27 protein-coding genes are annotated in these 26984 nt (G+C 70.1%); 16 read left to right on the plus strand and 11 right to left on the minus strand.

What is annotated here, in order from left to right:
• Positions 1 to 136: 136 nt before the first annotated feature.
• The gene (locus ABD357_RS12090; RefSeq protein WP_344389701.1) at positions 137 to 673 is read left to right on the plus strand and encodes a MarR family winged helix-turn-helix transcriptional regulator; all 537 of its coding nucleotides are present in this window, start codon (positions 137 to 139) and stop codon (positions 671 to 673) included.
• A gap of 30 nt (positions 674 to 703) precedes the next feature.
• Here ABD357_RS12090 and ABD357_RS12095 read toward each other — a convergent pair whose 3' ends face one another.
• Positions 704 to 1489 (minus strand): protein phosphatase 2C domain-containing protein, encoded by a 786-nt coding sequence (locus tag ABD357_RS12095; RefSeq protein WP_344389703.1) that lies wholly within the window; start codon positions 1487 to 1489, stop codon positions 704 to 706.
• 432 nt (positions 1490 to 1921) lie between these two features.
• Here ABD357_RS12095 and ABD357_RS12100 point away from each other — a divergent pair, with 432 nt between their 5' ends.
• The 5 genes from ABD357_RS12100 to ABD357_RS12120 are packed head-to-tail and all read left to right on the plus strand — an operon-like array spanning position 1922 to position 7656.
• Positions 1922 to 4780, plus strand: a complete 2859-nt coding sequence (locus ABD357_RS12100) for a sensor histidine kinase (RefSeq protein ID WP_425584823.1) — start codon at positions 1922 to 1924, stop codon at positions 4778 to 4780.
• On the plus strand, positions 4777 to 5283 hold the full coding sequence (locus tag ABD357_RS12105; RefSeq protein ID WP_344389707.1) for a roadblock/LC7 domain-containing protein: 507 nt from the start codon (positions 4777 to 4779) through the stop codon (positions 5281 to 5283). Before ABD357_RS12100 ends, ABD357_RS12105 begins: the two co-directional genes overlap by 4 nt.
• Positions 5280 to 5693 (plus strand): DUF742 domain-containing protein, encoded by a 414-nt coding sequence (locus ABD357_RS12110; RefSeq protein ID WP_344389708.1) that lies wholly within the window; start codon positions 5280 to 5282, stop codon positions 5691 to 5693. The genes ABD357_RS12105 and ABD357_RS12110 overlap by 4 nt, the downstream gene beginning before the upstream one ends.
• Positions 5674 to 6312 carry a GTP-binding protein gene (locus tag ABD357_RS12115; RefSeq protein WP_344389709.1) on the plus strand — a complete coding sequence of 213 codons (639 nt, stop codon included), beginning with the start codon at positions 5674 to 5676 and terminating at the stop codon, positions 6310 to 6312. The genes ABD357_RS12110 and ABD357_RS12115 overlap by 20 nt, the downstream gene beginning before the upstream one ends.
• A gap of 24 nt (positions 6313 to 6336) precedes the next feature.
• Positions 6337 to 7656 (plus strand): styrene monooxygenase/indole monooxygenase family protein, encoded by a 1320-nt coding sequence (locus ABD357_RS12120; protein ID WP_344389710.1) that lies wholly within the window; start codon positions 6337 to 6339, stop codon positions 7654 to 7656.
• On the opposite strand, the gene ABD357_RS12125 is transcribed toward ABD357_RS12120, so the two are convergent.
• The 4 genes from ABD357_RS12125 to ABD357_RS12140 form a co-directional block, all read right to left on the minus strand.
• Positions 7605 to 8804, minus strand: a complete 1200-nt coding sequence (locus ABD357_RS12125; RefSeq protein ID WP_344389711.1) for a C40 family peptidase — start codon at positions 8802 to 8804, stop codon at positions 7605 to 7607. The genes ABD357_RS12120 and ABD357_RS12125 overlap by 52 nt on opposite strands.
• Before the next feature lie 101 nt (positions 8805 to 8905).
• Positions 8906 to 9232, minus strand: a complete 327-nt coding sequence (locus ABD357_RS12130; protein ID WP_344389712.1) for a hypothetical protein — start codon at positions 9230 to 9232, stop codon at positions 8906 to 8908.
• Entirely contained in the window at positions 9229 to 9963 is a 735-nt protein-coding gene (locus ABD357_RS12135) for a TetR/AcrR family transcriptional regulator (protein ID WP_344389714.1), read from the minus strand. Before ABD357_RS12135 ends, ABD357_RS12130 begins: the two co-directional genes overlap by 4 nt.
• Positions 9964 to 10065: 102 nt before the next feature.
• Positions 10066 to 11004 (minus strand): AurF N-oxygenase family protein, encoded by a 939-nt coding sequence (locus ABD357_RS12140; protein WP_344389715.1) that lies wholly within the window; start codon positions 11002 to 11004, stop codon positions 10066 to 10068.
• A 143-nt stretch (positions 11005 to 11147) separates the two neighbouring features.
• Between ABD357_RS12140 and ABD357_RS12145 the strand changes: the two genes are divergently transcribed.
• Both ABD357_RS12145 and ABD357_RS12150 read left to right on the plus strand, forming a co-directional pair.
• Positions 11148 to 12254 (plus strand): ferritin-like domain-containing protein, encoded by a 1107-nt coding sequence (locus ABD357_RS12145; protein ID WP_344389716.1) that lies wholly within the window; start codon positions 11148 to 11150, stop codon positions 12252 to 12254.
• Between the two features lie 106 nt (positions 12255 to 12360).
• The gene (locus tag ABD357_RS12150; RefSeq protein WP_344389717.1) at positions 12361 to 12960 is read left to right on the plus strand and encodes a Uma2 family endonuclease; all 600 of its coding nucleotides are present in this window, start codon (positions 12361 to 12363) and stop codon (positions 12958 to 12960) included.
• Here ABD357_RS12150 and ABD357_RS12155 read toward each other — a convergent pair.
• Entirely contained in the window at positions 12957 to 13463 is a 507-nt protein-coding gene (locus ABD357_RS12155; protein ID WP_344389718.1) for a DUF3291 domain-containing protein, read from the minus strand. The two genes, ABD357_RS12150 and ABD357_RS12155, sit on opposite strands and share 4 nt — an antisense overlap.
• A gap of 235 nt (positions 13464 to 13698) precedes the next feature.
• Between ABD357_RS12155 and ABD357_RS12160 the strand changes: the two genes are divergently transcribed.
• Positions 13699 to 15660 carry a sensor histidine kinase gene (locus ABD357_RS12160; RefSeq protein WP_344389719.1) on the plus strand — a complete coding sequence of 654 codons (1962 nt, stop codon included), beginning with the start codon at positions 13699 to 13701 and terminating at the stop codon, positions 15658 to 15660.
• A gap of 71 nt (positions 15661 to 15731) precedes the next feature.
• Here the strand turns inward: ABD357_RS12160 and ABD357_RS12165 are convergent, their stop codons facing one another.
• Positions 15732 to 16277 carry an SH3 domain-containing protein gene (locus tag ABD357_RS12165; protein WP_344389720.1) on the minus strand — a complete coding sequence of 182 codons (546 nt, stop codon included), beginning with the start codon at positions 16275 to 16277 and terminating at the stop codon, positions 15732 to 15734.
• Positions 16278 to 16318: 41 nt separating this feature from the next.
• Positions 16319 to 16750: a protein-tyrosine phosphatase family protein gene (locus tag ABD357_RS12170; protein ID WP_425584830.1), complete on the minus strand. Its 432-nt coding sequence runs from the start codon at positions 16748 to 16750 to the stop codon at positions 16319 to 16321.
• A gap of 164 nt (positions 16751 to 16914) precedes the next feature.
• Here ABD357_RS12170 and ABD357_RS12175 point away from each other — a divergent pair, with 164 nt between their 5' ends.
• A complete protein-coding gene (locus ABD357_RS12175; RefSeq protein WP_344389722.1) occupies positions 16915 to 17715 on the plus strand; it encodes a nuclease-related domain-containing protein in 801 nt (266 codons plus the stop codon).
• A 510-nt stretch (positions 17716 to 18225) separates the two neighbouring features.
• On the opposite strand, the gene ligD is transcribed toward ABD357_RS12175, so the two are convergent.
• On the minus strand, positions 18226 to 19107 hold the full coding sequence (ligD, locus tag ABD357_RS12180; RefSeq protein ID WP_344389724.1) for a non-homologous end-joining DNA ligase: 882 nt from the start codon (positions 19105 to 19107) through the stop codon (positions 18226 to 18228).
• A 50-nt stretch (positions 19108 to 19157) separates the two neighbouring features.
• Between ligD and ku the strand changes: the two genes are divergently transcribed.
• Positions 19158 to 20171: a non-homologous end joining protein Ku gene (ku, locus tag ABD357_RS12185; protein ID WP_425584824.1), complete on the plus strand. Its 1014-nt coding sequence runs from the start codon at positions 19158 to 19160 to the stop codon at positions 20169 to 20171.
• Between the two features lie 34 nt (positions 20172 to 20205).
• Here ku and ABD357_RS12190 read toward each other — a convergent pair whose 3' ends face one another.
• The gene (locus ABD357_RS12190; protein ID WP_344389726.1) at positions 20206 to 21144 is read right to left on the minus strand and encodes an AraC family transcriptional regulator; all 939 of its coding nucleotides are present in this window, start codon (positions 21142 to 21144) and stop codon (positions 20206 to 20208) included.
• Positions 21145 to 21422: 278 nt separating this feature from the next.
• Between ABD357_RS12190 and ABD357_RS12195 the strand changes: the two genes are divergently transcribed.
• The 5 genes from ABD357_RS12195 to ABD357_RS12215 are packed head-to-tail and all read left to right on the plus strand — an operon-like array spanning position 21423 to position 25686.
• Positions 21423 to 22919, plus strand: a complete 1497-nt coding sequence (locus tag ABD357_RS12195; RefSeq protein ID WP_344389727.1) for an ATP-binding protein — start codon at positions 21423 to 21425, stop codon at positions 22917 to 22919.
• Entirely contained in the window at positions 22916 to 23329 is a 414-nt protein-coding gene (locus ABD357_RS12200) for a roadblock/LC7 domain-containing protein (protein WP_344389728.1), read from the plus strand. Before ABD357_RS12195 ends, ABD357_RS12200 begins: the two co-directional genes overlap by 4 nt.
• Positions 23326 to 23685: a DUF742 domain-containing protein gene (locus ABD357_RS12205; RefSeq protein ID WP_165268595.1), complete on the plus strand. Its 360-nt coding sequence runs from the start codon at positions 23326 to 23328 to the stop codon at positions 23683 to 23685. The genes ABD357_RS12200 and ABD357_RS12205 overlap by 4 nt, the downstream gene beginning before the upstream one ends.
• Complete coding sequence (locus ABD357_RS12210; RefSeq protein ID WP_344389730.1) at positions 23663 to 24334, plus strand: GTP-binding protein; 672 nt, start codon at positions 23663 to 23665, stop codon at positions 24332 to 24334. The genes ABD357_RS12205 and ABD357_RS12210 overlap by 23 nt, the downstream gene beginning before the upstream one ends.
• Positions 24335 to 24381: 47 nt before the next feature.
• Positions 24382 to 25686: a cytochrome P450 gene (locus tag ABD357_RS12215; RefSeq protein WP_344389764.1), complete on the plus strand. Its 1305-nt coding sequence runs from the start codon at positions 24382 to 24384 to the stop codon at positions 25684 to 25686.
• Here the strand turns inward: ABD357_RS12215 and ABD357_RS12220 are convergent, their stop codons facing one another.
• Positions 25687 to 26967, minus strand: coding sequence for a cytochrome P450 family protein (locus ABD357_RS12220; RefSeq protein WP_344389732.1), 1281 nt, complete (start codon positions 26965 to 26967; stop codon positions 25687 to 25689).
• Positions 26968 to 26984: the final 17 nt, after the last annotated feature.

Genomic DNA, 26984 nt, shown 5'->3' on the forward strand with positions numbered 1-26984 from the left:
CCCCGAAAAGCTGCGCCTCACCGCTCCCCTGAAAAGACTGCGGCTCCCCGCGCGCCAAAAGCCTGGGCCTCACCGCGCCGTGACGGAGCGCACCTGCCCTGGCCCACGCCCCGGAAATACCCCCGGAGCTGCGGGAATGACTAAGCTTCGGCAAGACTTTCAGGATCGCGGAGCTGAGTCAGGGGCCGATGTGGGCGAGGGCGGAAACGGTGAGGGGCAGCCGTTGCGGTCGGGGCAGGGTGTGGATCAGGAATTCCTGGCTCTGGAGCGGGAGTTGACCGTTCTTCTGCGGCGCGCGCGGGCCTCCTCCGGGGAGATGGCCCGGGAGGTTCATCCCGATCTGGAGTCCGCCGCGTACGGACTGCTCGTACGCCTCGACGAGCGAGGTGGTCAGCGTGCCACCGACCTCGCCGCCTATATCGGCGTCGGCAAGGCCACCATGTCCCGGCAGCTGAGGGCACTCGAAGAGCTGGGGCTCATCGCCCGCGAGCCCGACCCCGCCGACGGCCGCGCCTGGCTCGTCCACCTCACGGAGGAAGGCCGGGCCCGGTTCCGTACGGTGCGGGATGCGCGGCGGGCGCGGTACGTACGGCAGCTCGCGAACTGGGATCGCAAGGAAGTTGCCGAACTGGCCCGGCTGCTGCATCAGTTGAACCGGCGGAGCGAGGGCTGAGCTCTGGGGAATGCGGGCGGAAGGGCGCCGTCAAAACTCCACGTACACCACCGTCGCGTCATCATGCATCTTGCTCCGCCCCAAGAACTCCCGCTCCGAATCCGCCCGTTCCAGCCCCCGCACCCGCTCGACCAGCGCCTGAGCCCCCTCCTTCCGCACCAGCGCAACCAGATCGGCCCAGTCGCCCCGGCGGAACTTGTCCACCCAGCGCGTGGCGCCGTCCGTCAGGGCGGTGAGCGTGCGGACCTCGGTGCGCGGGAGCGTGCCGGTCACCGCGCGGGCGGCCACCGACGGGTCCGCGGCGGCTGTGAAGAAGCCGCCCTCCTTGTTGCGGATCGTCGCGTCGGTGATCGAGTGTGTGGCCAGGGAGGCGCGGGGGACGCAGGAGAGGCGGTCGTCGAGGAGGGGGGTGACCGTGCCGGATGGGGACTCGGCCAGGAGGGCGGAGTCGGAGAGGACCAGGTACTCGACCTCGTGTGCGGACCAGCGGGCGAGGACCACGGTTGCCTGTGGGGTTCGTGGGTGAGAAAGGTCACATGTGGTGCGATGGGCATCCGCGGTTCGTGAGATGGCCTGGCCCAGTACCTCGGTGAGGGGCAGATCTCGGCGTGAAGCGGACAGTTCACCCAGCGCTCCGCCGAGCCGCGCCGTGAACCAGGGGACCGAATGCCGACAGCCCACCTCCGTCGCCGGTGGAGTCACTCCGTCAAGCACGACAAGCGAACCGCCCTGACCGGAAGCCGGGAGTCCGGCTGCTGCGTAGTCCTCGTTCGGGCGGGCGGGATCACCGGGGACCGAGATCAGTTCCGTGCGCATTCGGCCAGTCTGCACGAGCTCTTCACAAGCTTCGTCAAAGGCTGCCAATCGTCGCCGAATTGGCGCGAAGTGGCAGGTCACCCGCCTGAAATGCGGCAGAATAATCGGCTCCGCCGGAGCATGGCGGCGCATCCTGCCACCGGATGCCGCGGGAGTCCAACAGGCCCACCGCGCAAGGTGGCTGCACCGGCCAGGGGAACTTGCCCACCTCTGCCCCACCGATGTTCACTCCTTTGGGTGGCGGGTCAGGCGATGCGCTGCCACTGTCCGCCGGCACTGGGAGGGTCGGGAACCGTAACAGTGGCGACACGTTTGATGACGGATCGTCACCCGGGCCCATGGGTACACGAGTCAAGAATGCGAGCATCGGTGCAGAAGATGCGGCCTCGGCGCAAAGGCAGTCAGACGGCCTCGGACGAGGCCTCCGGGCGCATGCCGAGCTCTCAGATCTCTCCGGCAGGACAGCCGAGTTACCCGGATCCCGCCGGAAAGAGCCGCCCCGCTCGCGTACGCACCCGGCTGATCGTCGCCGTCGCCGTCGTGGCCGCCGCGATCGCCGCAGCCGGTGCCCCCTCCGTGGTCGCCGCCTCGAGCGACCTGAACGACTCCCAGAACCTGGTCACGCTCGCCGACCAGACCAAGGACGCGCTGACCCTCGCCCATGCGCTCGCCGACGAACGCGACGAGGTCACCTCCTACATCGCGGCCGGCCGCCCCGACGGCGAAGGCCCCTCCGAGCGGCACAGCGCCCGCGTCGACCGGCAGGTCGACGAGCTGAGCACCGAGGAGGCGCCCGCCGAACTGCGCAAGGACCTCGACGAGATCTCTTCCGTACGCAGAGCGGCGCTCACCGGCAAGAGCACCGCTCTCGAAGCGCATCGGGCGTACTCCACCGCCATAGCCGGACTCCACGGCCTCGCCGAGGACCTGGCCGAGCGGCTGCCGCCCCGCGCGGGCGCCGGTGCGCACGCACTCGCCGACCTCGACACCGCCGTCCAGCAGGCCGCCGCCACCCGCGGACTGCTCCTCGCCGCGCTGAACGTGCCCACCAGGACCGAGACCGTCACCGACCCGGTCACCGGCGAGACCAGCAGGGAGACCACGTCTTCCGCGGCCGACACCAGGACGCGCAACGCCCTCAGCGCCGCCGCCCAGCAGGCGAACGTCCGCGAGCAGGCCGCGCTCGCCGAGTTCCACGACGCCGCGCCCACCACCGACAGCGCGTCGTACTACTCCACGGTGACCGGCCCCGACGTCACCTCCGCCGAGAGGTACCTCGCGACCCTCGTCGACCGGGCGACCCTCTCCGCGTCCGAACTCGGCACCAACACGGAGAAACTGGACGCCGCGCTCTCCGCCCGCGTCGAACAGATGCGTGGCATCGAGGCGTCCCTCAACAGCCGACGGGCCAAGGATCTCGCCCAGTTGCGCGACGACGACGTCACCGCGCTGGAGATCCGTATCGCACTCCTCGGTTTCCTGATGCTGGTCGCCGTCGGCGTCTCCACCGCCATGGCCCGTACGCTGACCCGCCCGCTGGCCGTGCTCCGCCTCGGCTCGGCCCGGCTCGCCGCCGACCCGGCAGCCCAGGAGCCGGTGAAGTTCACCGGCCGCAACGACGAGTTCGCCCAGGTCGTACGCTCCGTCAACACGCTGCACGCGCACGCCGTCGCGCTCCACGAGCGGCTGACGAGCCTGGAGAGCGACCGCAGACACCTCATCGGCCAGCGCCAGCTCATGGCCGACGAGGGCGACAAGCTGCGCAGTGAACTCGCCGAGGCCGCCGCCCACTTGGCGCAGGTACGGCAGAGCATCCACGGCACCTTCGTCAACCTCTCGCTGCGCACCCTCGGTCTCGTCGAGCGGCAGCTCTCCGTCATCGAGCAACTCGAGGAACGCGAGCAGGACCCCGACCGGCTCGGCACGCTCTTCCGCCTTGACCACTTCGCCACCGTCATGCGCCGCCACAGCGAGAATCTGCTGGTCCTCGCCGGCGCAGAACACGGCCACCAGCACCCCGAGCCGGTCCCGCTCATCGATGTCGTACGCGCCGCCGTCAGCGAGATCGAGCGCTACGAGCGGGTACGGATCGCCGCATTGCCGCCGCACGCGCACCTCGCCGGGTTCGCTGCGGACGACATCAGCCACCTGATGGCCGAACTCATGGAGAACGCCACGTCGTTCTCGCCACCCGACATCCCCGTCGAGGTCTCCGGCTGGCTCCTGGAAAGCGGCGAGGTCATGCTCTCCGTACACGACGAGGGCATCGGCATGACGACCGACCGCCTCGACCAACTCAACGCCCGCCTCTCGGACTTCGACCCCGAGGATGCGTACGACCAGGAGAGCGGCGAGGGTCTCGGGCTCGGCCTGTACGTGGTCGCGCGGCTCGCGCACCGGCACGGCGTACGGGTACGGCTGCGCGAGCAGAAGCAGGGCGGCATCGCGGCCGTCGTGGTCCTGCCCAAGTCGCTGCTCGCCGCCGCACCCGCCGTGGCGGTCCCCTCGTCGACCCACCAGGCACTCGGCAGCGCCGGCTCACTGTCGTTCCCCGGCGCCGACTCCGAGGTCAACTCCAATGTGCTGCCCGGCCGTCCGAGCCGGGATCCGCTGATCGCGGCGGCGGAAGAGGCGGTACGGGAGGAGACCGGCGCCGAAACCGACACCGGCGCCGAGGAAGTCGTACGGGATGAAGTGGCGTCCTCCGCGCCCGCCGCACCGGAAGCCGAGCCCGCGCCCGCAGAATCCGCTCAGCCCGCTCAGCCCGCTCAGCCCGCTCAGCCCGCCGAGGCTCCAGAGCCCGACGAGCCCCCGAAGCCACCCGAGCCGTCCGCGCCCGAGACCACCATGGCGCTCATCACCATCCCCGCTCAGGCCGGCAACCCCGACCCGTACGCCATCGGCCCCGACTCCCACGAGCGGGCCCACGACGACCGTTTCGTAGACGAACAGGCTGCAGACGATCGGGTTGCAGACGAGCAGGTCACGGACGAGCAGGTCGCAGACGAACCCGAGCGGGTCACCGACAAGGGCCTGCCCAAGCGGACGCCCAAGATCAACGCGCCCGCACCGGCCGCCAGGCCGCGCGCGGCGTCCGTGGACGCCGAGGCGCTGCGCCGCAGGCTGGGCGGGTTCCACCGAGGCGCGATCGAGGGCCGCCGCGACGTCGAGGCGGAACTCGCCGAGCGGACGCCCGAGCAGAATGCGCCCACAGCGGAACGCGCAACAGAAGTCGTGGAAAACGAGGGGGACACAGTCCAGGGGGACACAGTCGAGGAGGCAAGCAGTTGACCGCGCCGAGTACCTTCGGGCTGAGCAATGAGGCCCGCAATCTGCACTGGCTGCTGACGAACCTCGTCGAGGAGGTGCCGGGCATCCTGTCGGTCGCGGTGGTCTCCTCCGACGGTCTGCTGCTGCTCTCCTCCGACGCCGGGAGGAACGCGGAGGCCGTCGAGGCGGCGGGCACCGCCAGGCCCACCGGCCCCAGGGGCTCCTCCGCCGACCTCGCCACCGTCGTCTCCGGCATCGGCAGCCTCACCATCGGCGCCGCCAGACTGATGGACTCCGGCGGCGTCAAGCAGACCATGGTCGCGATGGAGGAGGGCAGCCTCTTCGTCATGTCGATCAGTGACGGCTCGCTGCTCGGCGTACACGGGGCGCCGGACTGCGACATGAGCGTCGTCGCGTACCACATGGCGCTCTTCGTGGGCCGCGCCGGGCACGTCCTGACCCCCGAACTCCGCAGCGAGCTGCGCCAGTCGATAGAGGACGCGTCGATAGGGAGCACCCAGTGAGCAGCCAGGCGCCCAAGCTGCCGATACGCGGCAGCGACCGCAAACCGGCCCGCGTACGCCCCTACTCGCTCACCGGCGGCCGTACGCGCTTCGGTCACGTACTGCTCGTCGAGACCTTCGTGGCGAGCACCGCCGCGCTCGAAGCCCCCGAGGAGCGGCGGGAGTTGACGAACGGCTCGCTGGGCACCCGTGTGATGCCCGAGATGCGGGCCATCGTCGAACTCTGCCGCCGGATGCGCACGGTGGCCGAGATCGCCGCGCTGCTGAAGATGCCGCTCGGCGTGGTCCGCGTACTCATCAGCGATCTGGCGGACCAGGGAAAGATCCGCGTGTACGGAACCGGTCACGGCACCGGACAGCCGGACCGCGCACTGCTCGAAAGGGTGCTGAATGGACTCCGCCGTCTCTGAGGCCGTCGCAGGCCCCGTCTCCGTCCCGGACGCGGACGAGAACCTTCAGGCCTGGCAGACAGACCCGACGCGCGCCCCGATCGCCACGAAGATCGTGGTGGCCGGGGGCTTCGGCGTCGGCAAGACCACGCTCGTCGGCGCCGTCTCCGAGATCACGCCCCTTGAGACCGAGGCGCTGATGACCGAGGCGAGCGAGGACACCGACGACCTCACCGCCACCCCCGAGAAGCTGACCACGACCGTGGCCATGGACTTCGGCCGCATCACGCTCGACGACGACCTGGTTCTCTACCTCTTCGGCACACCGGGCCAGCAGCGGTTCTGGTTCATGTGGGACGACCTCGTACGCGGGGCGATCGGTGCGGTCGTCCTCGCCGACACCCGCCGCCTGAAGGACTGCTTCCCCGCGCTCGACTACTTCGAGAGCTGCGGACTGCCGTACGTCGTCGCCGTCAACCACTTCGACGGCACCGAGCGGTACGAACCCGAAGATGTGCGCGAGGCCCTCACCGTGCCCGCACACATACCTGTCATGATCATGGACGCGCGCGGCCGGATCTCGGTGATCGAGACCCTGCTGGCCCTCGTCGGCCACGCGCTCGCCGTCAGCCCCGAGTAGTTGCAGGTAGGAGACAGGACCCGCATGCGGAAGATACTCGTCGTCGGAGCCGGTCAGTCCGGACTCCAGCTCGCCCTCGGACTCCAGTCGCACGGGTACGAGGTCACCCTGATGTCCAACCGGACGGCGGACGAGATCCGTGCCGGCCGCGTCATGTCCACGCAGTGCATGTTCCACACGGCTCTGCAGCACGAGCGCGATCTCCAGCTGAACTTCTGGGAGTCCCAGGCCCCGAAGATCGAAGGACTCGGCGTCTCGGTCGCCGCCCCCGGCTCGCACGACCCGGGCCCCACCCAGCGGGCGATCGACTGGGTCGGCAGGCTCGAGGGGTACGCGCAGTCCGTGGACCAGCGCGTGAAGATGGCCGGCTGGATGGAGACGTTCGCACAGCGTGGCGGCCAGCTCGTCATCCACGGCGCGGCGGTCTCCGACCTCGACTACTTCTCCCGCACGTACGACCTGGTGCTGGTCTCGGCGGGCAAGGGCGAGCTGGTCTCCATGTTCGGCCGGGACGCCGCCCGCTCCCCGTACACCGAGCCGCAGCGTGCGCTGGCCGTCGCGTACGTCCACGGCCTGGGCCCGCGCCCGGAGCACCCGGACATGGAGGCGGTCCGCTGTAACCTGGTCCCCGGCGTCGGCGAACTCTTCGTCATGCCCTGCCTCACCAACTCCGGCCGCGCCGACATCCTCTTCTGGGAGGGCATACCCGGCGGCCCGCTCGACGTCTTCCAGGGCATCAAGGACCCCGCCGAACACCTCTCCCTGACCCTGGAACTCATGGAGAAGTTCACGCCCTGGGAGTACGCGCGGGCCACCAAGGTCGAGCTGACCGACGCCAACGGCACGCTGTCCGGTCGCTACGCCCCCACCGTCCGCAACCCCGTTGGCCGCCTCCCCGGCGGCGGCCTGGTCCTGGGCGTCGCGGACGTGGTCGTGGCGAACGACCCGATCACCGGCCAGGGCTCCAACTCCGCCTCGAAATGCGCCGCTTCGTACCTGGACTCGATCCTCTCCCACGGTGATCAGCCCTTCGACGAGACCTGGATGCGGGCCACCTTCGAGCGCTACTGGGACACCGCCCAGTACGTCACCAAGTGGACCAACGCGATGCTCGGCGCACCGCCGGAGCACGTCCTCAACCTGATCGGCGCGGCGGGCCAGCTCCCGCCGGTCGCCGACCGCTTCGCCAACGGCTTCAACGACCCGGCGGACTACGAGAACTTCTTCTACGAGCCGGAGAAGACCGAGGCGTATCTGGCGTCAGTGATGGGTGCGGCAGCCGCCGAAGGGGCTCAGCCCTCGGAGCCTTCGCCGTCGGAGGTCTCGCCGCCCTCGCCCTCGTAACCCTCGTCTGATCCGTCCGTCGCGCCCGGGGGGAGCTTCGGTGGTGTGTACTGCCGCAGGGGCTTCCCGGCCGGGTCCGGGCGGACCGCGCCCAGGACGGGGTTGGCCGCGAGGGGTGAGACCTTGACCGTCGCGCCGGGCCGGGGGGCGTGGATGACCTTGCCGTTGCCCAGATAGAGAGCGACGTGGGTGGCCTCGGGGAAGTAGACGACGAGGTCGCCGGGACGCAGCTCGCTCAGCGGCACCCTGTCGAGCTGGTCCCACTGCTCCTGGCTGGTACGCGGGACGGTCTGCCCCGCGTATGCCCAGGCCTCGGACGTCAGCCCCGAGCAGTCGTACGTGTCCGGTCCCTCGGCGCCCCACTCGTACGGCTTGCCGATCTGCTCCACGGCGTACCGCAGCGCCGCCTCGCCCTTCCGCGAGGGAGGGCGCGCGCTGCTGCCGAGTGCGCCGGAGGCCACGAGTTCCTCCTGCGCCTCGGCCTCCGAGGCCTTCTCCAGCTCGGCCAGTTCGGCGAGCTGGTCCGCACTGAGGGAGGCGAGCAGTTCCTCGACGTCCTCGAGGCGCTTCCGTACGGCGTCACGGGCCTTCTTCTGCCGTTCGGCGAGGGCGAGTTGGCCGTCGAGGGCCTTGCGGGCGGCGCGGGCGAGTTCGTCGGTCTTCTTCTCGCTCCCGGTCAGCCGGTGCACCGTCTCGGCCCGCCGCTTGGAGAGCTGCCGGATCACATGCGCCTGGTCGAGGGCGTGCTGCGGGTCGCGGGCGAGGAGCAGGCGTACGTACGGGGAGATCTCGGTGCTGCTCTGGTACTGCTGCCGGGCGAGCCGTGCGGCGGCGCTGCGGCTGTCGTGCAGGGAGAGGCGGGCCCTGGCGAGCCGCCGGTTCAGCTTCGCTACCTCGGCGCGTTGGTTGTTCAGCTTCTCCTCGGTGGCGTTGTAGGTCTCGGTGGCCTTCTCGGCTTCCCGGTAGAGGCGCTGAAGGCCTGTCAGCAGCTCGGCGACGGGCCTCTCGGCGACGGGCCGTTCGCCGGATTCGCGGGACTCGCCGGGCGGCGCCGTTGCTGCCGCGGGTGCCGGTCCCGGTGGTGGTGAGATGACTGCGCCGGTCGCGATCGCCGCCGTACACACCAGACGGAGAAGCCTTCCTGACACGTCACCACCTCCGGTACGGGGTGGCCTCTCCACCCCGTACCGCGAGCATCAGACGGCTGCGTCGCGCTCGCGCGGGCAGTGGTCGGTTCGGCTCAAGGGGGTCACTCGTCGGCGTCGTCGGGCCTGCCGTGCGGCGTGGCGTCTGGCTTGGTGTCCGGTGTGGTCTCCGGTTTGGACCACGGCCATTTGAGCTTGCCGCCCTTGTCGCCACCGGGGTCGAACTCGTACTTCCAACCCGGGTGAAGGGCGAGCTTTCTGCCCTGCGCCGCCGGTACGCGCCGGTAGACGAGAACCGTCGGCGGACCGCCCGCCGCGTCCGGGACCGGAACCCGGTACACCTTCGGCGGGTGCCCGGTCATGCCGAGCAGCACCGGCAGTACGCGGCCGTCGAGAGGGCCGCCCACGAAGGGAGTGTCTTCGCTCTTCACGGGGCCAGTCTGACAAACGGGGCGTCGCCCACCACGGGGAGCACCCGGCGGATCAGCGAGCCGAGCGGTCCCTCGGCGCTCTCCAGCGCGAGCGCGGCCCGTACGACACCGGCGGTCTGCGGGTCGCGTCCCGCGGTCGCCACGAGACAGGCCACGAACTGCTCGACCAGCCAGTCGCGCAACTCGTCCAGCGGCGGTTCCTTCTCCTCGTCCAGCCAGATGAGCGAGGCGGCCTCGACGGCGGTGATCCACATCCGCACGGTCATCCGGAGCCGTGGCCCCGGCTCCTTCACGTCCAGGTGACTCAGGATGTGGTCGGCGGCGGCTCGTCGTACGCCGTCCACGATGGCCGTGGTCCGGGACGTTTCGATGACGCTGCCGCCCTGGAGGAGCGCGCTGAATCCCGCGTCGTGCTCGTCCACGAAGGCGAGATACCGGTCGAGCGCGCGAGCGAGCCGCTTCGTCAGCGCGCCCTCCGGGGGCTCGGCGAAGCAGTGTTCCAGCTCTTCGGCGGCGGACCGCAGAGCGGCCTCGTACAGTTGCTGCTTCCCACCGGGGAAATACCGGTACACGAGCGGCCGCGACACCCCGGCGGCCTCGGCCACATCATCCAGGGACACGTCCTCCGGGACCCGCCGGGCGAAGAGCTCCAACGCCGCGTTGAGTAGCTGGCCGCGTCGTTCTTCTACTGTGAGGCGCCGGTATGCGGGGGTGGGGGCCTCGGAGGTCATGTCCGTCAGCGTAGCCCTCCGGGGGTTGAGCAGGGGGTTCGTTCTCGGGTGCGGGTGGTTGGTCGCGGGGAGTCGCACACCTGCCCCAACCCATCCGCAGGGTCAGGCGAGCAGGCCCGACGACCGCCACAGGCGCCGCCCGGCACCCCGCAGCACCCCGATGTCGTCGAGGAAGTCCGTCAAACGCTTGGCTCCGGTTTGCATGACCTCGCGCCGATGCGCGCTGGCCCGGACCTGGGCCAGCGCCTCGCGCCGGTCGAGCCCGACGTTCGCGTAGACGTCAGGGTTGATGAAGGCGACGGAGAAGACGCGAGCGAACTCCCCGGAGGAGATGCGGGTGAACTCCTGGGACCAGCGCGGAGCGGTCACCATCTGCCGGCGGAGTTCCTCACGGGCGTACCGGACATGACGGGACTCCTCGACGACGTGGATCCGCGTCACGCCACGGATCAGCGGCTGGACGCGCTCGTCCGGAAACGTGAGGCGCTGCATCCAGTCGAGGACCTCCTCACCGAGCAGCGTCGCCGTGAAGGAACCAGGGGTCGTGGAGATCGTCTTGAAGAGGCGCCCGAGGTTCTGGTGGAGGCGGCTCACCGGGTAGTACGGGGTGTCGCCCCGGCTGATGAGACGGGCGAACATCTTCGAGTGCCGGCACTCGTCCTCGATCTCGGTCAGCGCATAGCGCACGTGCGCACTCGTCGCCGCCTTGTCGTAGATGTGCCGCACGAGCAACTGCATCAGGATGATCTCGAACCAGATTCCCAGCGAGGCCAGCGCCGCGGCCTCGTGCCGGGAGAGCAGGATGCGCTGTTCCTCGGACATCCGCCGCCACAGAGGCGTGCCGTACAGCGACACCAGCTCCGGCGGCCAGAACCACTTGCCCTCCTCGAAGGGCGCGTCCCAGTCCAGCTCCTTGTCGGGGTCGAAGGAGTGCTTCGCGGACGCGTCGAGCAGCCGTGCGGCCACCTGTTCCCGGTCCTTGAGCAGGCCGAGCGCATCGCGGGCACCCGCGAGCGCTTCGGCTTCCGTCACGGTCGTCATGGCCGAGCCACCTCTTCGAAGGTCCTGACAGGTCAAGGGAGTTACCGGTGGTCAACGCTTATGAGACCGCCTGTCAGCAAGCTCGTCAATCCCTTGCGTGAGACTTGTTGACACTTCGTCTAGCACGCGAGAGCCTGCGCACCATGCCGACCTATGAGCTCTACGCCCAGGACCCCGGGGACCCCCTCTGGCAGGTGCCCGCGAGCGGTGCGGCACGGTTCAGCTGGGAGTACGACGACGGACGCGACCGGCTGCTGGCCCTGTACCAGAAGGGCAAGGACAAGCAGTGGGACGGACAGCGACGTATCGACTGGGACCTGGAGGTTGACCCGTACGATCCGCTCGGCATCCCCGACGAGTCGCTCACCCTCTACGGCACCCGGCACTGGGCGAGGATGACGGAGCGGGACAAGGGCGAGCTGCGCAAGCACTACGCCTCCTGGCAGTTCAGCCAGTTTCTGCACGGCGAGCAGGGCGCGATGGTCTGCGCGGCCCGGATCGTCGAGTCCGTTCCAGACCTGGACGCCAAGTTCTACTCCGCGACCCAGACGATGGACGAGGCCCGGCACGCGGAGATCTACGGACGCTTCCTGCACGAGAAGATCGGGATGCTCTACCCGGTCAACGACAACCTCCAGTCGCTGCTCGGTGACACACTGCGCGACTCGCGCTGGGACATGCCGTACCTCGGAATGCAGGTCCTGATCGAGGGCCTCGCCCTTGCTGCCTTCGGCATGATCAGGGACACGACCATCAAGCCGCTGCCGCGGCAGATCCTCGCGTACGTCATGCAGGACGAGGCCCGTCACGTGGCCTTCGGCCGCATGGCGTTGCGCGACTACTACAAGCAGCTCTCCGACGCCGAACTGCGCGAACGCGAGGAATTCGTCATCGAGGGCTGCTATTTGATGCGCGACCGGCTGCGCGGCGTCGAAGTCCTGGAGAACTTCGGCATCCCCAGGGCGGAGGCCGAGGAGTACAGCGAGCAGTCCGAATTCCTGGCTCTCTTCCGCCAGTTGCTCTTCAGCCGCATCGTCCCCTGCGTCAAGGACATCGGCCTGTGGGGCAAGCGCCTCCAGCAGGCGTACGTCGACATGGGCGTCTTCGAGATGGGCAACTCCAACCTGGACCTCCTCATGGCCCAGGACGAGGAGATCGCGGAGAAACTGGACGCGGAGCGCTTCGCGGCGGAGGAGCGGGAGCGGGTGGCGGAGGTGGAGGAGGCGATCGAGGCGGGGGTGGAGGGCTGAGGCGGGTCAACGCCGCGACGGCTGATCACTCGGTCGTCGGGCGATTCGGCATATTCCCCTGGGTACGCTGACTGTGCCAGGCAGACTCCGTCACATGGGAGCAACCATGAGCGCCGCACGCGACTACGGACTGGACGACGACTACGAGTGGGCTCGTCCGCCGCAGGGTGGCTGGACGGCGGACGACCTCGACGAGCTTCCCAACCTTCCTCCGCACACGGAGCTGATCGACGGGAGCCTGGTCTTCGTGAGTCCGCAGACTCGTTTCCACTCGCTTGCCATGCGCTTGCTGGAGAACAGCCTGCTGGATCAGGTGCCGGACGAGCTGGACGTCATGCGGGAGATGACCATCAAGCTCAACAAGCGCAATCGTCCGGAGCCCGATGTCCTGGTCATCCGCACGGACGCCGACGCCGGTCCGAAGCAGACGTGGTTCCGGCCCGAAGACGTCATCGTCGCCGTCGAGGTCGTCTCGGAGGACTCTGAAGACCGAGATCGGGAGGTGAAACCACAGAAGTACGCGCGGGCGGGCATTCAGCACTACTGGCGCGTCGAGGAGAACGAGGGTCTTCCGGTGGTTTACGTCTACGAACTCGACCCTGCGACCAAGGTCTACGGTCTGACCGGCATCTTCCACGACAAGCTGGAGCTGACCGTCCCCTTTCCCATCGACATCGACCTCACCGCCATCAACCGTCGCCGCTAGACCGAGCAGCCGAGCCCCTCCGGCACCTCGCCAAGCACCGGCTCCGCCCCCTGAGGCGGGAACGATGTCCGCAGGCTGAAGGCGTACGGCGTCGGGCCGTGGGCGCGCAGATGCAGCAGCCGCTCCTCCGCCTCCGCCACAGTCGGCCGGTGTCCCGCCGGGACCCACCACAGGGCCGTCACCGCCTCCTGGAGCTTCTCGAACCACTCGCGGCGGCGGGACAGCAACTCACGGTGCCGGCCCTGGTACATGAAGGCCGTGAGGGCGTTGGTGTCGCGCCATACCGTCATGTTGACGATGAGCCAGTCGTCGCCGAAGACGGGGACGTCCGTCGCGTTGCCCGAGTCGCTCTGCAGGCGCCAGACGAAGCCGTCCGAGGCGTCGGCGACCGCGTTCACCGGGTCGAGGGCGTCGACGAAGTCCTTCAACTGAGGGGAATCCAGTGGGGCCTTGAGGCGGGCGATGTTGATCTGGGCGAGTTCGTACGCGGTGGGTTGCGTCATGAACCGAACGATAGGTCGGTTCCGCGGCATGCCCAAGGGCTTTCTCAATCCTTGAGCACGGACCCGACTCGCCGGTCGGGGTATGCGATGTGGTCGCCGACGCGCTCTCCGTCCCTGTACTTCCCCTTCCCTCCCCTTCTCACAACTGCCTCTGCCGCAGGGTGAGTTCCTGTGCATCGACGTCTTACGGGCGGGAAACCGCCGCCTCACCGGCCCGCCCGTAGCCTCGCGGGGCATGACGGGGAACGTGCTGACCAAACTTCCCACCCTTCCTGCCCTTCCCGGCTGGAACTCCATCCGTGGGCGCATGGCCATCGTGCTGGCCGTGCCGACCTGCCTTCTGCTCGTGCTGACGGGGCTGGGCGTCGCCGACCGTGCCGCCGACTGGTCCGCCGCGCGGGGGACCGAGGCTCAGGTGGGCGTGCTGCTGCAGGTGCAGGGTCTCGTACGGGAACTGCAACGCGAACGCGGGCTCACCAACGGACTGTTGGGCGGTGCCGAGGAGTACCGGGACGACGTGCGGAAGCAGCGGGACCGTACCGACGACGCCCGCTCCGCATTGAGAGCGGTGCTCTCGGAGGAGAGCGGTGATCTGCCGGACGCCTCCGCTTCCGCCCTCGACGATGCCCAGATCCCCCTCGCCGACCTTCCCGTCACCCGTGCCGAGGTCGACACCGGCACCGCCGACCGGGCCGGCACACTGGCCTACTACACGAAGGCCGTCACCGCCCTCGTCGACGCCGAGTCCGCGGGCGCGGCCCATGGCGAGCGCCGTATCACCGAGGGCGTCCAGGCCCTGCAGGCCCTGGCCCGCGCCACCGAGGCCGTGGCCCTCGAACGCGGCTCGCTCAACGGGGTGTTCGCGGCCGGACGCTTCCGCGGCGGCGAGTACCTCGACTTCACCGGGATCCGCGCCACCCGCCTCGCCGCGCTCGGCCAGTTCCGCCAACTCGCCACCCCCGCCCAGCAGTCCGACCTCGACGCCGCCTTCAAGACGGCTGCCGCCCGGCGCGTCGGCGGCTACGAGACGCAGGCCGAGCGCGGTGCCGACGGTTCATCTCTGAACGTCGCCCCGGCCCGCTGGTGGCGGGACATGACGACCCTCGTCGACGACCTGCACGACGTACAGCGCACCGTCGGCGACGATGTACGCGCCGTCGCGGAGGACAGCGGCTCCGCAGCCACCCGTGAGCTCGCCGGCTTCCTCGGGCTCGGCGCGCTGATCGTCGCCGTGGCCACCGCGCTCGCCGTCATCTCCGCGCGCTCCATCACCCGACCGCTCGGCGCCCTCGCCGACGAGGCCGACGCGGTCGCGGGCACCCGACTGCCGACCGCCGTCAAACGCATCCAGGAAGCCAACCCGGACACGCCCCACCCGAGCGGCCCGAACGATCCAGATGGGCCCCAACTCCCGGGCACCGCACGGGAGATCACCCGGCTGGCAGCCGCCCTGCGCAACGTCGAGCACACCGCCGTGGGCCTTGCCGCCGAACAGGCCGTCCTGCGCCGTAACAGCACCGAGTCACTGGCCAGCCTCGGCCGCCGCAACCAGACGCTGCTCAGGCGCCAGCTCGGCCTGATCACCACCCTGGAGAACCAGGAACTCGACCCGAACGCCCTCGCCGAGCTCTTCGAGCTCGACCATCTGGCCACGCGCATGCGCCGCAACGCCGAGTCCCTTCTCGTCCTCGCCGGCGAGGAGGCTCCCGCCCGCTCCTGGCCGGGCATGGTCACCGTCACCGAGGTGGTGCAGTCGGCCGTCGCGGAGGTCGAGCAGTACCGCCGGGTCGCGGCCGTCGACGTCGAGGCCTGCCGCATCCGCGGCCATGCCGTCGCCGAGCTGTCCCATCTGCTGGCCGAACTCGTCGAGAACGCCCTGATGTTCAGCCCGCCGCAACAGCAGGTCGAGGTCTACGGCTGGCGGGACGGCGCCGAGTACTGCCTGGCGGTCGTCGACCGCGGCATCGGCATGACCTTGGAACGCATGGCCGAAGCCAACGCCCTGCTGTCCGGCAGCGGCTCCTTCCTCACGGCCCCCACACGCTTCCTCGGCCACCACGTCGTGGGCGCGCTCGCCTCCCGCCTCGGCGCCCATGTGGAGCTGCGCCCCACCGCCGGTTCGGGCGTCACGGCGTACGTGGCCCTGCCTGCCGCACTCGTCCGGGAGCCGTCGTCACCGGCCGTGGTGAGCGGGTGAGCCGAGCGCCGCGAGTTCGCCGGGACCCGGCGCTGTGACCGGCGGCGCCGGGGACCTCGTCAGTACTGGCTTCAGCACCAGCGGGGCTCGTGGCCGAAGATGTCGATGTAGCGGGCCGAGCCCCAGGCCCAGACGCCGTCCGCGAGGAGGTACCAGAGATGGTTGCCGTCGACGGTGGCGCCCGGCGTCCGGCAGAAGATGCGGACGGTCGAGCCCTGGGGTGCGAGGCCGATCGCTCTGCTGTCGGGGGTGGGCCTGTCGCGGAGGGTGAGTCCGCCGACGGCGGTTACACGGCCCTCGGTGAACTCTTGGTTGTTGTCCTGGCGGCTGTGCTGGCCGCCCCAGTCGTTGCCGTCGTCGTCGCCGTTCGCGAGGGCGGGGCTGGGGGGGCGGCGAGCGCGAGAGTGACGGCGGCGGTGGCTATACCGAGGCGGGTGACAGCGGAACGCAGGGACATGAGTGGGCCTCCTGAAGGGTGTGCAGGGATGACTGCCAGTGACTGATCGCCACGCTAGGAGTCGACCTTGGGGGTCGCCTCTCCTGCTGCGCCATCGGGGTGCGTTCCGGTTCTGAGCCTCCCAGTACGGAGCCCAGTCAGTGATCCGGCGGAAGCCCATTCCGCTACGTGGCTGGAGTTCACACTCCGTGACTCAGCTGATCACTCGGCCAGTTCCTCGAGGAGCCGGACCGTGTCGAGGCCGGTTTCCAGGTACTCCACGAAGAGATCGTTGTGCAGGGCCCACCGGGAGCGGCGGCCACGGATCAGGCGGATCGCCTCGTCGGCGGTGCGGCCCGCGCTGATCAGGGCGTGGGCGACGACCAGACCCGAGCGGTTGTAGCCGTGGTAGCAGCGGACCAGGACCCGGCGGCCCTGTGTCAGCCCTTCGCCCGCGGTCCGCGCGAGCCGCAGGACGCCGGCGAGCTGCGTACCGTCCAGAGGGCCGTCCGGGATCGGCCACACATGGTGTTCCACGTGGTCGTCGGGGCCGTGACCGGGTAGTCGGAGCAACGTCAGGACCAGGTCGAACTCGTCGCGTACGACGGCGAACTCCAGCCCGCCGGACCGGCCCGTGTACTCGTGCCCGCCCATCCACAGGCCGGGCACGATCTCGCTCCACGGGGTGTCCGGAGCCGGCGCACCGGGTCGCTTGCTACTGGGCTGCAACGGCGCCTCCCGCTCACGTCGTGACAAAGGTAACTGGGTTCTTGCCCCTGGAGTACCCCGCCTGTTCCCATGGTCTGGGGTGATGGTGCATGAGCGGACTGCGCGTTGTACCGACCTGGCGGCACGGTCAGGAACGGCTGTACGTCTGTCTCACCGACGGCAGGAACGTCGCCTGGTACGACAGGGAGGCCGGCCGGGTCAACCTGCTCAGCGAAGACCGGCGCGAGGATGTTCTCGACGCGCTCGGCCCGTTTCTGACCGGTCCTGTGACCGTCGGGCCGCCGCCGGTCCCGACCCCCGCGGAGCTCGCCCGGCTCACCCTGCACCCGGACGACGACCTTGCCCCCAACCGCCCCGGTGAGGCCCTCCAGATCGCCCTGGACCGTGATCCGTCGTCTCCGCACCGGCTACGGCCCGATCCTCGGCGGCGGGCGCTTGCGGCGGAGCTGACGGTGGGGGCGGCGCTTGATGAGCTGGAGGGAGCGGGGTGGCATGCGCTGCATTCCATTCCGCTTCCTGGTGGCGACCGTCTTCATCACCTGGTGATCGGGCCGGGTGGGCTTTTCGCCGTCCATTCGCTGTACGCCCGTAAGCAGCGGGTGCTGGTCGCTGATCCCATGGTGAGGGTGGGGCGTCGGGAGCCGTCGCCGTTGCTGCGGAGGGTCCGGTCTGCTGCGGACCGGGCGTCGTACGCGCTGACGGCTGAGGTGCATCCGGTGCTGGCGCTTTTCGCACCGTCTCACGTCTCGGTGGTGACGCCGTTGCGTGAGGTCCGCGTTCTTTCGGACGATGTCGCTGCGCTGGCTCGTGCTGGGGGTGTGCTTAAGCCGGCGGATGTCGAGGCGCTGCATGCGATGGCTCGGGACCGGGGGACTTGGGTTCGGGTCTGAGTGCCGGCTGCGGGTGCCTCCGGCGGTTGTGCGGGTGGGTTCGTTTTCGGGTGCGGCGCCGTCGTGGCTTGTCGCGCAGTTCCTCGCGCCCCTTGGGTGGGTGGTGGGTGCGGGGCCGTGGGCCGGTGCGTCAGCCCGTCGCAGGCCGGGCGTACGACCCGGTACTGGTACAGGGTGCGGGTGGCCTGAGACAGAACCTGAGCGACGGGCATACGACGCACCGGCCCACGTCCCCTTCCGCCGGTGGGAGAGCTGCGGGTGGTCGGGGGTACAGGCTTTCCCGGGGCGCGTGCCTTCTCCGGGCGCGGGGGGTCGCAGGCTTTGGTTTTTCAGGGCCGCGGGGCTGTGACATCAGCGGCTCCGCCGCGGGGCGCGACCAGCCACAACGCACCCGCAGCCGCGACACGCAGTGTCACTCCCACCCCCTGGCGGGGGGCCTGGGGGCGCAGCCCCCAGTTTCGGGAAGGGGCGGGCTTGGGGAAGAGACCCCCGCGCCCCACCCGCCGGTCGCTACGGAAGCGACGCAGCCCGCGCCGTGTCGAACAGCGGGGACAACAGGTCGCCGTGGGCGCGCAGGCGCGCGGCGACGTCCGGGGCGTGGAACGTCAGGTCGCCGGGGCGGCCGCAGCTCGTGATCTCCGGCCACGTCACCGGCATGGAGACCGTAGGGGCTGGACGAGCCCGGAGGGTGTAGGGCGTCGCCGTGGTCTTGCGGGCGGCGTTCTGGCTGAAGTCGACGAAGACTTTCGTGGGCCGAAGGCTCCTGGTCATGCGATGCGTGACCAGGGAGGGAAGCTCCGCCTCGGCCTCCATCGCCAGCGACTTGGCGTATGACGTGACCTCGGAGGACGGCGTCGGCTCCAGCGCGGCGAGGAGATGCAGCCCTTTGGAGCCGGAGGTCTTCGCGTAGGCCTGCAAGCCGTCCGCGGCCAGGCGGTCCCGGAGCCACAACGCCACCCGGCAGCACTCGACGATCGTGGCGGGCGCGCCGGGGTCCAGGTCGAAGACCAGACGGTCGGCGAGGTGGGGGGTGTCCGCACGCCACTGGGGGGTGTGGAATTCCGTGACCAGGTTCGCCGCCCACATCAGCGAGGCGAGGTCCTGGATCAGGACCATACGGGCCGCCCCCTCCGACCGCGGAACCTCCGTCGTGCTGACCCACTCGGGCGTACCCGGCGGAACGTTCTTGGCGAAGAAGACCTGGCCTTCGGGCCCGTCGGGGTAGCGCAGGAAGGAGAGCGGGCGGTCGCGGAGGTGGGCGAGCAGCGGGTCCGCCACCGTCGCGTAGTAGTGCAGCACCTCGCCCTTGGTGAAACCGGTCTCCGGATAGAGGACCTTCCCCAGGTTGCTCAGCGCGAGCTTTCGCCCCTCCACCTCCGTGATCGGCGTCATACGATGAGAATCCCATGGAATCGGGAGAAAACACCTGAAAGGTGTCGAACGTGAGATCCATCTGGAACGGCGCCATCTCTTTCGGCCTGGTCAGCATCCCGATCAAGCTCGTGAACGCCACGGAGCACCACTCGGTCTCCTTCCGGCAGATCCACACCGAGGACGGCGGCCGTATCCGCTACCGCAAGGTGTGCGAGCTGGAGGAACGGGAGGTCACGTCCGACGAGATCGGCAAGGGGTACGAGGAGCCGGACGGCACGATCATCCCGATCACCGACGACGATCTGGCCGAGCTGCCCCTGCCGACCGCGAAGACGATCGACATCGTGGGGTTCATCCCGGCCGAGCGCATCGATCCGCTCCAGATGGACGCCGCGTACTACCTGATGGCGAACGGAGTTCCCGCCGCCAAGCCGTACACCCTGCTGCGCGAGGCGCTGAAGCGGAGCGGGCGGGTCGCCATCGCCAAGTTCGCGCTGCGGGGGAGGGAGCGGCTCGGGATGCTACGGGTCGTCGAGGACGTCATCGCCATGCACGGCCTGCTGTGGCCTGACGAGGTCCGCGCCCCCGAGTCCGCGACCCCGGACGCGAGCGTCACCGTCCGCGACAAGGAACTCGACCTCGCGGACGCCCTGATGGACACCCTCGGCGAGGTCGACCTCGAGGACCTCCACGACGACTATCGCGAGGCCGTCGAGGAACTCATCGCCGCGAAGGCCTCCGGCGAGAAGGTCCCCGCCCCTCCCGCCGCCGACCGCGGCGGCAAGGTCATCGACCTCATGTCCGCCCTGGAGTCCAGCGTCCGCCAGGCCCGCGCCTCCCGCGGCGAGGAGGAAGAGGGGGGCGAGGTCGAGCGTGTTCCCGCCCGCAAGAGGGCTGCCGGCAAGACGTCCCGCGCGGCGCCCAAGGAGGCCACCGGCAAGAAGTCGACTTCCACGGCCAAGAAGACGGCGGGGAAGAAAACAGCGGCCAAGAAGTCCACCGCAGACAAGACCAAGACCGAGTCCACGACCAAGAAGCAGGCGGCGAAGAAAACCTCGCCCCGCAAGCGGGCCTCGGCTTGATCGCGCTCAGCCGCGCATCCGCCGGAGGCAACCGTCAGCGAGCGGAGCGCATCGCGCGAGGGCTCACCCCGAACCGCTGCCGGAACGCCGTACTGAGCGCGCTCGCAGACGAGAATCCCGACGAATGCGCCAGGTCCGTGATCGTCAGGTGGTCGCATTCGCGGCAGCGGAGGCGGTCGCGGACCAGGCGGAGGCGTTCCTCGCGTATGAGTTCGCGGGGCGTCGTGCCGACGCGCTGGAGGGCCAGCTGGATCTGGCGTAACGACCAGCCGAGGGCTCGGGCCATGGAGGTGCCGGTCAGTCCGGGATCGGCGGCGTGCTCACGTACGTAGCGGCGGACCATCGCCTCGACCTCCGGCAGATGCCCCGAGGCGTCCGGACGGTCGTCGTCGACGGTGAGCATGCACAGCAGCTCGACGACGCGGTCGGAGACGGCGTCGAACTCCGTCGCCGTGAGGTGGTCGCGCTCCTCGGACAGGCTCCGCAGCATGGTGTGGACGACGCGCCCGAGCCCCGTGGTCAGATCGAGGCCGGTGGCCAGCGGCGACTTCCGGTTCAGCGGGCCCTCGATCTCCCGCGCGGGGATGGAGAAGATGATCCCCCGCAGGGACGCGTCGTGCAGCAACTGAAAGGGCTCGCCCAAGGTCATCAGGCTGCCCATGCCCGGCGTCAGCCGCGCCTCCTTCTCGCCCTGGCGCAGCACCGCCTCCCCGGACAGCGGCAGCAGGAAGCGGTAGTCCGGGTCGGGCTCCTGGCGCACCAGGCGCGGCGTACGGCTGTACTCGATCTGGTCGCACTGCCACTGAACGAGCTGGTAGGCGTCGGTGCGCTGCCGGGTGGAGCGGCCGCGGAAGGCCGCCGGGTCGGGGTCGGCGTATCTGAAGTCCATCGAGGTCTGGAGCGACATGATGTGCTCGCTCCAGAAGTCGGTCCGCTCTCGCGGATCGACCTCACCGGTGGTCTGTGAGTCCACGATGTAGCTTCCCGCGGGCAATGCTCTCCTCCGCCACAGAGTGTGTCCCGGCCGTGACCGCCGGCCAGTCGGCACCTGCCTTCAACTGGCTTGTCGGCAACGGCAGTTACAGGCAGTGAATCTAGTGCATGAGTTCCGCTTGTGTGGTCGAGGGGTCGAACATCGGGTGCGCTTGTGGGCAACTTCCCTGCGCGCCCGGAAAAGTGTGTGCGCCCCCGCTGGGCTAGCGTCGTGCGCTCCGCCAACTCACGCCCGCCTTTGAGGATTTCTGAGGATCCATGAAAGAACTGGTACCGGAGGCGGTGTTCGGATGCGTGGCCGTCGGGCTGCTCGCCGTCACCGTGCTGCTGGTGCGCCAGCGCGGGATCACCGCGCGGCTGCGCCGGCGCAACGACGAGCTGTCGGAGGACCTGCGCTCCCGCGAGGACGAGGTCCGCCACCTCGTCGCCGTACGCCTTCCGGCACTCGAGGACGCGCCCCAGCAGCCCGGCCTGCACCCCGTCCCCGGTCTCGGCCTGCTCGACGGACGGCTGTCCGGCACCGGCTTCGCGAAGGCCCTCGACCATGTCCTGGAGCGGTTCTCCACCGCGGTCGAGCACGCACAGGCCCGCGCCGACCAGTCCGCGAAGGCCGCGCTGAAGTCGTCGATGCGCTCCATCCAGGCCCTCGCGAACGAGCAGCAGGTCGCCATCTCCGAGATGCAGGACCGGCACGACCGCCCCGACGTACTGCACGACCTGCTCGAAATCGACCACGCCAACGCCCAGTTCGGCCGCCGGGCCCAGGCCATCGCCGTACTGTGCGGATCCTGGCCCGGCCGGCAGCGCACCACCTCCGCGCTGATCGACGTCGTACGCGGCGCCACGTCCCGTATCCGCGACTACCGGCGCATCCAGATCCACGGCCAGGCGGACATCGCGGTGGTGAGCAGGGCCGTGGAGCCGGTCGTGCTCGCGGTCGCCGAGCTGCTCGACAACGCAGCCCGCCACTCGCAGCCCAACACCACGGTCGAGGTCAACGTCCGGACCGTGCACAACGGCGCCTGCGTGGTGATCGACGACGCGGGTGTCGGGATGGACGCCACTGCGACGGAACGCGCCGCCGAACTGCTCTCCGGCCGTCACTCGGTGGACGTCACCCGGCTCGACGATCCGCCCCAGTTCGGCTTCGCCGTCATCGGCGTGCTCGCCGCGCGCTACGGGTTCAGCGTCTCCGCGGACACGCGCTCCCCGTACGGCGGCGTACGCACCGTGCTGTTCCTGCCGTCCGCCCTGCTCACGCACCGGGACCCCGCGGAGGAGCTGCCGCCCGTGACCGTTCCCCCGGACCGCCGTACTCCGGCGCGTACGCCCGGACCCGGACCCGCGCCCGCACCCACCCCCACGCACGAGCCCGTGTCCGAAGCACCGGAGCCCGTGCCGGCGCGGTCGACGGGCCGACGCCGAACCGCCGAGACAACGGCGGACACGACGGCGACGGCCGGGACGAACGCCCAGCCGGCCCCCGTGGCGACCGGCGAGACCACGTCGGCCGAGGCGACCACGGCCGGCGGACTGCCCAAGCGCCGCCGTCGGGCCCCGCAACCGCAGCAGCCGCCCGCCGAGGAACAGCCCGCGCCCGCCCCGTTCGACGACGCCGAGGCCCGCTCGGCCGAGGAGACCGCCCGCCGCCTCGGCGCATTCGCGCGCGGCACCCGCCACGGCCGCGCCGCCCAGGACGACGTACCGGGCCAGCCCGGCGTCCCGCACGAAGACGAAGGGAACACCCAGCGATGATCGAGCCCACGAACAACGAGTTGGGCTGGATGCTCGATGAGGTTCTGAAGGTTCCCGAGGCGCGCCACGCGATCCTGCTCTCGGCCGACGGCATGCTGCGGGCGCACTCCGCGGACATCGGCAGGGACGACGCCGAGCGGCTCGCCGCGGGACTCTCCGGCGTCCAGTCGATCAGCCGCAGCACGGCCGAGTTCTGCGGCAGTCCGCACACTCCGTGGCGGCAGACCCTGATCGAGTTCGCGCACGGTTACGTCTTCCTCGTCGCCGCCGGAGAAGGCGCCTACCTCGCGGTGTCCACCACCGAGCGGGTGGACATGGAGGCCGTCTCGTACCGCATGCACAAACTGGTCGACCGGCTCGGTCAGGTGCTGACCAGCCCGGCCCGGTGGGACACCGGCAGCACGGCATGACAGCGGCCAGGCGCCCCGGAGACCGGCTGGTACGGCCGTACGTCGTCACGGACGGCCGCTCCCAGCCCACCCGCAACACCCTGGACCTGGTCACCCTGCTGATCGCCGCCGACGATCTGCCGCTGACCGGACTGAGCCCGGAGAAGCGGGCGCTGATGGAGCTGTGCCGGCCCGGCGCGCTGTCGGTCGCCGAGGTGGCCGGGCATCTGCAGCTGCCCGTCAGCGTCACCAAGGTGCTGATCGCCGACCTCATGGACAGCGGGCACATCGTCACCCGCGCCCCCATCCCGTCCGCTCGGCCGACCGAGGCCCGCATCCTCCAGGAGGTCCTCGATGGGCTCCGCGCCCGCCTCTGAACACGATGCCTCTGAACACGACGCCGCCTCCGACGACGTATGCGCCGTGTCCCAGAACGTCTATCTCCCGCGCAGTGTGCAGACCGCCGCCAAGCTCCTCGTCGTCGGCCACTTCGCGGTCGGCAAGACCACCTTCGTCGGCGCGCTGTCCGAGATCCGGCCGCTGCGCACGGAGGAGGTGATGACGCAGGCCGGCGCGCTCGTCGACGACCTGGCGGGCACGAAGGACAAGACGACCACCACGGTCGCCCTCGACTTCGGCCGGCTCACCCTCAACGACAGCCTGGTGCTCTACCTCTTCGGCACCCCCGGCCAGCAGCGCTTCACCCAGCTGTGGCAGGACATGACGCGCGGCGCGCTCGGCGCGCTCGTCCTCGCCGACACCCGGCGCCTGGGCCAGTCCTTCGACGTCATGGGCGTACTGGAGGAACTGGGCCTGCCGTACGCGGTGGCCCTCAACGAGTTCGACGACGCCCCCGAGCACGACCTGGCCGAGATCCGCGAGGCGCTCGACCTGCTCCCCGAGACTCCCCTCGTACGCTGCGACGCCCGCGACCGGATCTCCTCCACCCGGGCCCTCATCGCCCTCGTCGAGCACCTCCTGAACCGCACCAGCGACACCAGCGACAGCGAACTGGAGCATGCGTGACCTCCGAAGCCCCCGTCCCACCCAAGGGCTGCCCCTTCCACGAGCCGATGTACGGGCCCGGTTTCGCCGCCGATCCGTCCGCCGTCTACCGCAAGCTGCGTCAGCACGGACCCACCGCCCCGGTCGAGCTGGCCCCCGGCGTCCGGGCCACGCTCATCACCGGTTACGAGGCCGCCCTGCACGTCCTGCGCAGCCCGGAGATCTTCTCCAAGGACCCCCGCCGCTGGCGCGATCTCGCCGAGGGCACCGTGCCCATGGACAGCCCGGTCGTGCCGATGATGATGTACCGGCCGAACGCCCTGTTCACCGACGGCGAGGAGCACCGCCGGCTGCGCGGCGCGATCACCGACAGCCTGGCCCGCGTCGAGCCGAACACGCTGCGCGGATACGTCGAGCGCAGCGCCGACACGCTCATCGACCGGATCGCGCCGCGCGGCGAGGCGGACCTCCTCGGCGAGTACGCCCAGGTGCTCCCGCTGCTGGTGTTCAACCGCCTCTTCGGCTGCCCGCCCGACCTCGGCGAGCGCCTGGTCGCGGGCATGTCCGGGATCTTCGACGGCGTGGACGCGGAGAAGGCCAACGAACTGCTCACCGCGACCCTCCTCGACCTGGTCGCGCTCAGGCGCGCACAGCCGGCGCAGGACATGACGTCCTGGCTGCTGGCCCATCCCGCCGGTCTCAGCGACGAGGAGATGGTCCATGAACTCGTCGTCCTCATGGGCGCCGGTACCGAGCCCCAGCAGAACCTGATCGCGAACGGTCTGCGGCTGCTGCTCTCCGACGACCGGTTCGCGGGCGAACTGGGCGGCGGCAGCCTGCCCGTGGAGGACGCCCTCGACGAGGTCCTGTGGACCGACCCGCCGATGGCCAACTACGCGGTGCACTACCCGGTCCGGGACGTCATGTACGAGGGCAGGCTGCTGCGGGCGGGCGACCCGCTCGTCGTCTCACTCGCCGCCGCGAACACGGACCCGGCCCTGACGACCGACCAACGTGCCGGAAACCGCGCCCACTTGGCGTGGAGCGCGGGCCCGCACAACTGCCCCGCGCAGAGCCCGGCCCGGCTGATCGCGGCGGTGGCGGTCGAGAAGCTGCTCGACCGGCTGCCCGACGTGGAGCTGGCGGTGCCGGTCGACGAACTCGTATGGCGGCCGGGCCCGTTCCACCGGGCGCTGGCCTCGCTGCCGGTGCGGTTTCCGCCGGCTGACGTGGTGGGGTCCCGTGGCAGCGCGTCGTACGCGCCACCGCCTCCGGCGTTCACCGATGCACCGGAGGATCCTTCGGCGTCCGCCGTGCCCACCCGCCCGACGGGTGGCTGGGCACGGCTGAAGGCCTGGTGGCGCGGGGAGTGATCAGGCTCCGGCGTCGCGGCGTACGGGGTCGAGACGTGCGGGGAGAGAGCGGTGCCCGTTGGAGATGAAGGACTCCACCGGGCTCAACTCGTCGTCGGCGATCGCGAGTTGAAGGTCCGGGAACCGTTCGAAGAGCGCCGGGAGCGCGATCCGGGCCTCCATCCGGCCCAGCGGAGCGCCCAGGCAGAAGTGCACACCGTGGCCGAAGGCGAGGTGCTCCTTGTCGACGCGGGTGACGTCGAAACGGCCGGCGTCCTTCCCGTACTTCCCGGGATCGCGTCCGGCGGCGGCGTACGAGGCGAGAATCGCGTCACCCTTGCCGATCACCATGCCCTCGGGGCCGCCGAGTTCGCCGAGGGCCAGCTCCTCCACGGCGTACCGCAGCGGCAGGCTGGCGACCGGTGCCTGGACGCGCAACGTCTCCTCGATGACGTCGTCCCACGAGGCGGTGCCCGCGCGGACGAGCGCGAGCTGCTCCGGGTGGGTGAGCAGGGCGTGGATGGCGTTGTCGATGAGGTTGACGGTGGTCTCGTGTCCGGCGCTGATCATCAGCACCAGGGTGTCGAGCAGTTCCTGTTCGCTCAGCCGGGTGTCGCCCTCGTCGTCGCGGGCGGCGATCAGCCCGGACGTCAGGTCGTCGCCGGGGAACTCCCGCTTGGTGGCGACGAGTTCACTCATGACGGCGTACAGCCGGGTGTAGGTGTCGGTCACCTCCTCCGGAGTGGCGGCGGTGTGGAAGATGCTGTCCACGATGGCCCGCAGCTCGGTGCCCTTCTCCTCGGGCAGCCCGAACAGTTCGCTGATCACGCGGATCGGCAGCGGATAGCAGAACTCCTCGCGCAGATCCACTGGTTCACCCCCGCGCCCCGCCTCGTCCATACGGTCGAGCAGATCCTTGGTGATCTCCTCGACACGAGGCTGCAGCGCGGCGGTGCGGCGTGCGGTGAACGCCTTGGAGACGAGGGTGCGCAGCCGTTTGTGCTCGCCGCCGTACGCCGTGAACATGTTCTGCACCGCGACCCAGGTGAACAGCGGCCACTCGGGGGAGATCTCCCCGTTGATCCACGCGGGCCAGTGCTGCCGCGGGTCCTTGGACACCCGGGGATCGGTGAGCAGCCGCTTCAGCAGCTCCGTATTGCTGACCGCCCAGGCCTGAACGCCGTCGGGCAGTTCGACGCGCGTCACCGGCCCGCGCTCCCGTATCCGCGCCGCCTCGCCGTGAATGTCACGGCCGGCCGGATCGATGACGATGGAGCCCTGCGATAAGCCCTGCTGTCCCATGGGGGCCTCCCACTGAT

It is taken from the genome of Streptomyces vastus, from assembly GCF_039532825.1.
In the GTDB taxonomy this organism is placed as follows: domain Bacteria; phylum Actinomycetota; class Actinomycetes; order Streptomycetales; family Streptomycetaceae; genus Streptomyces; species Streptomyces vastus.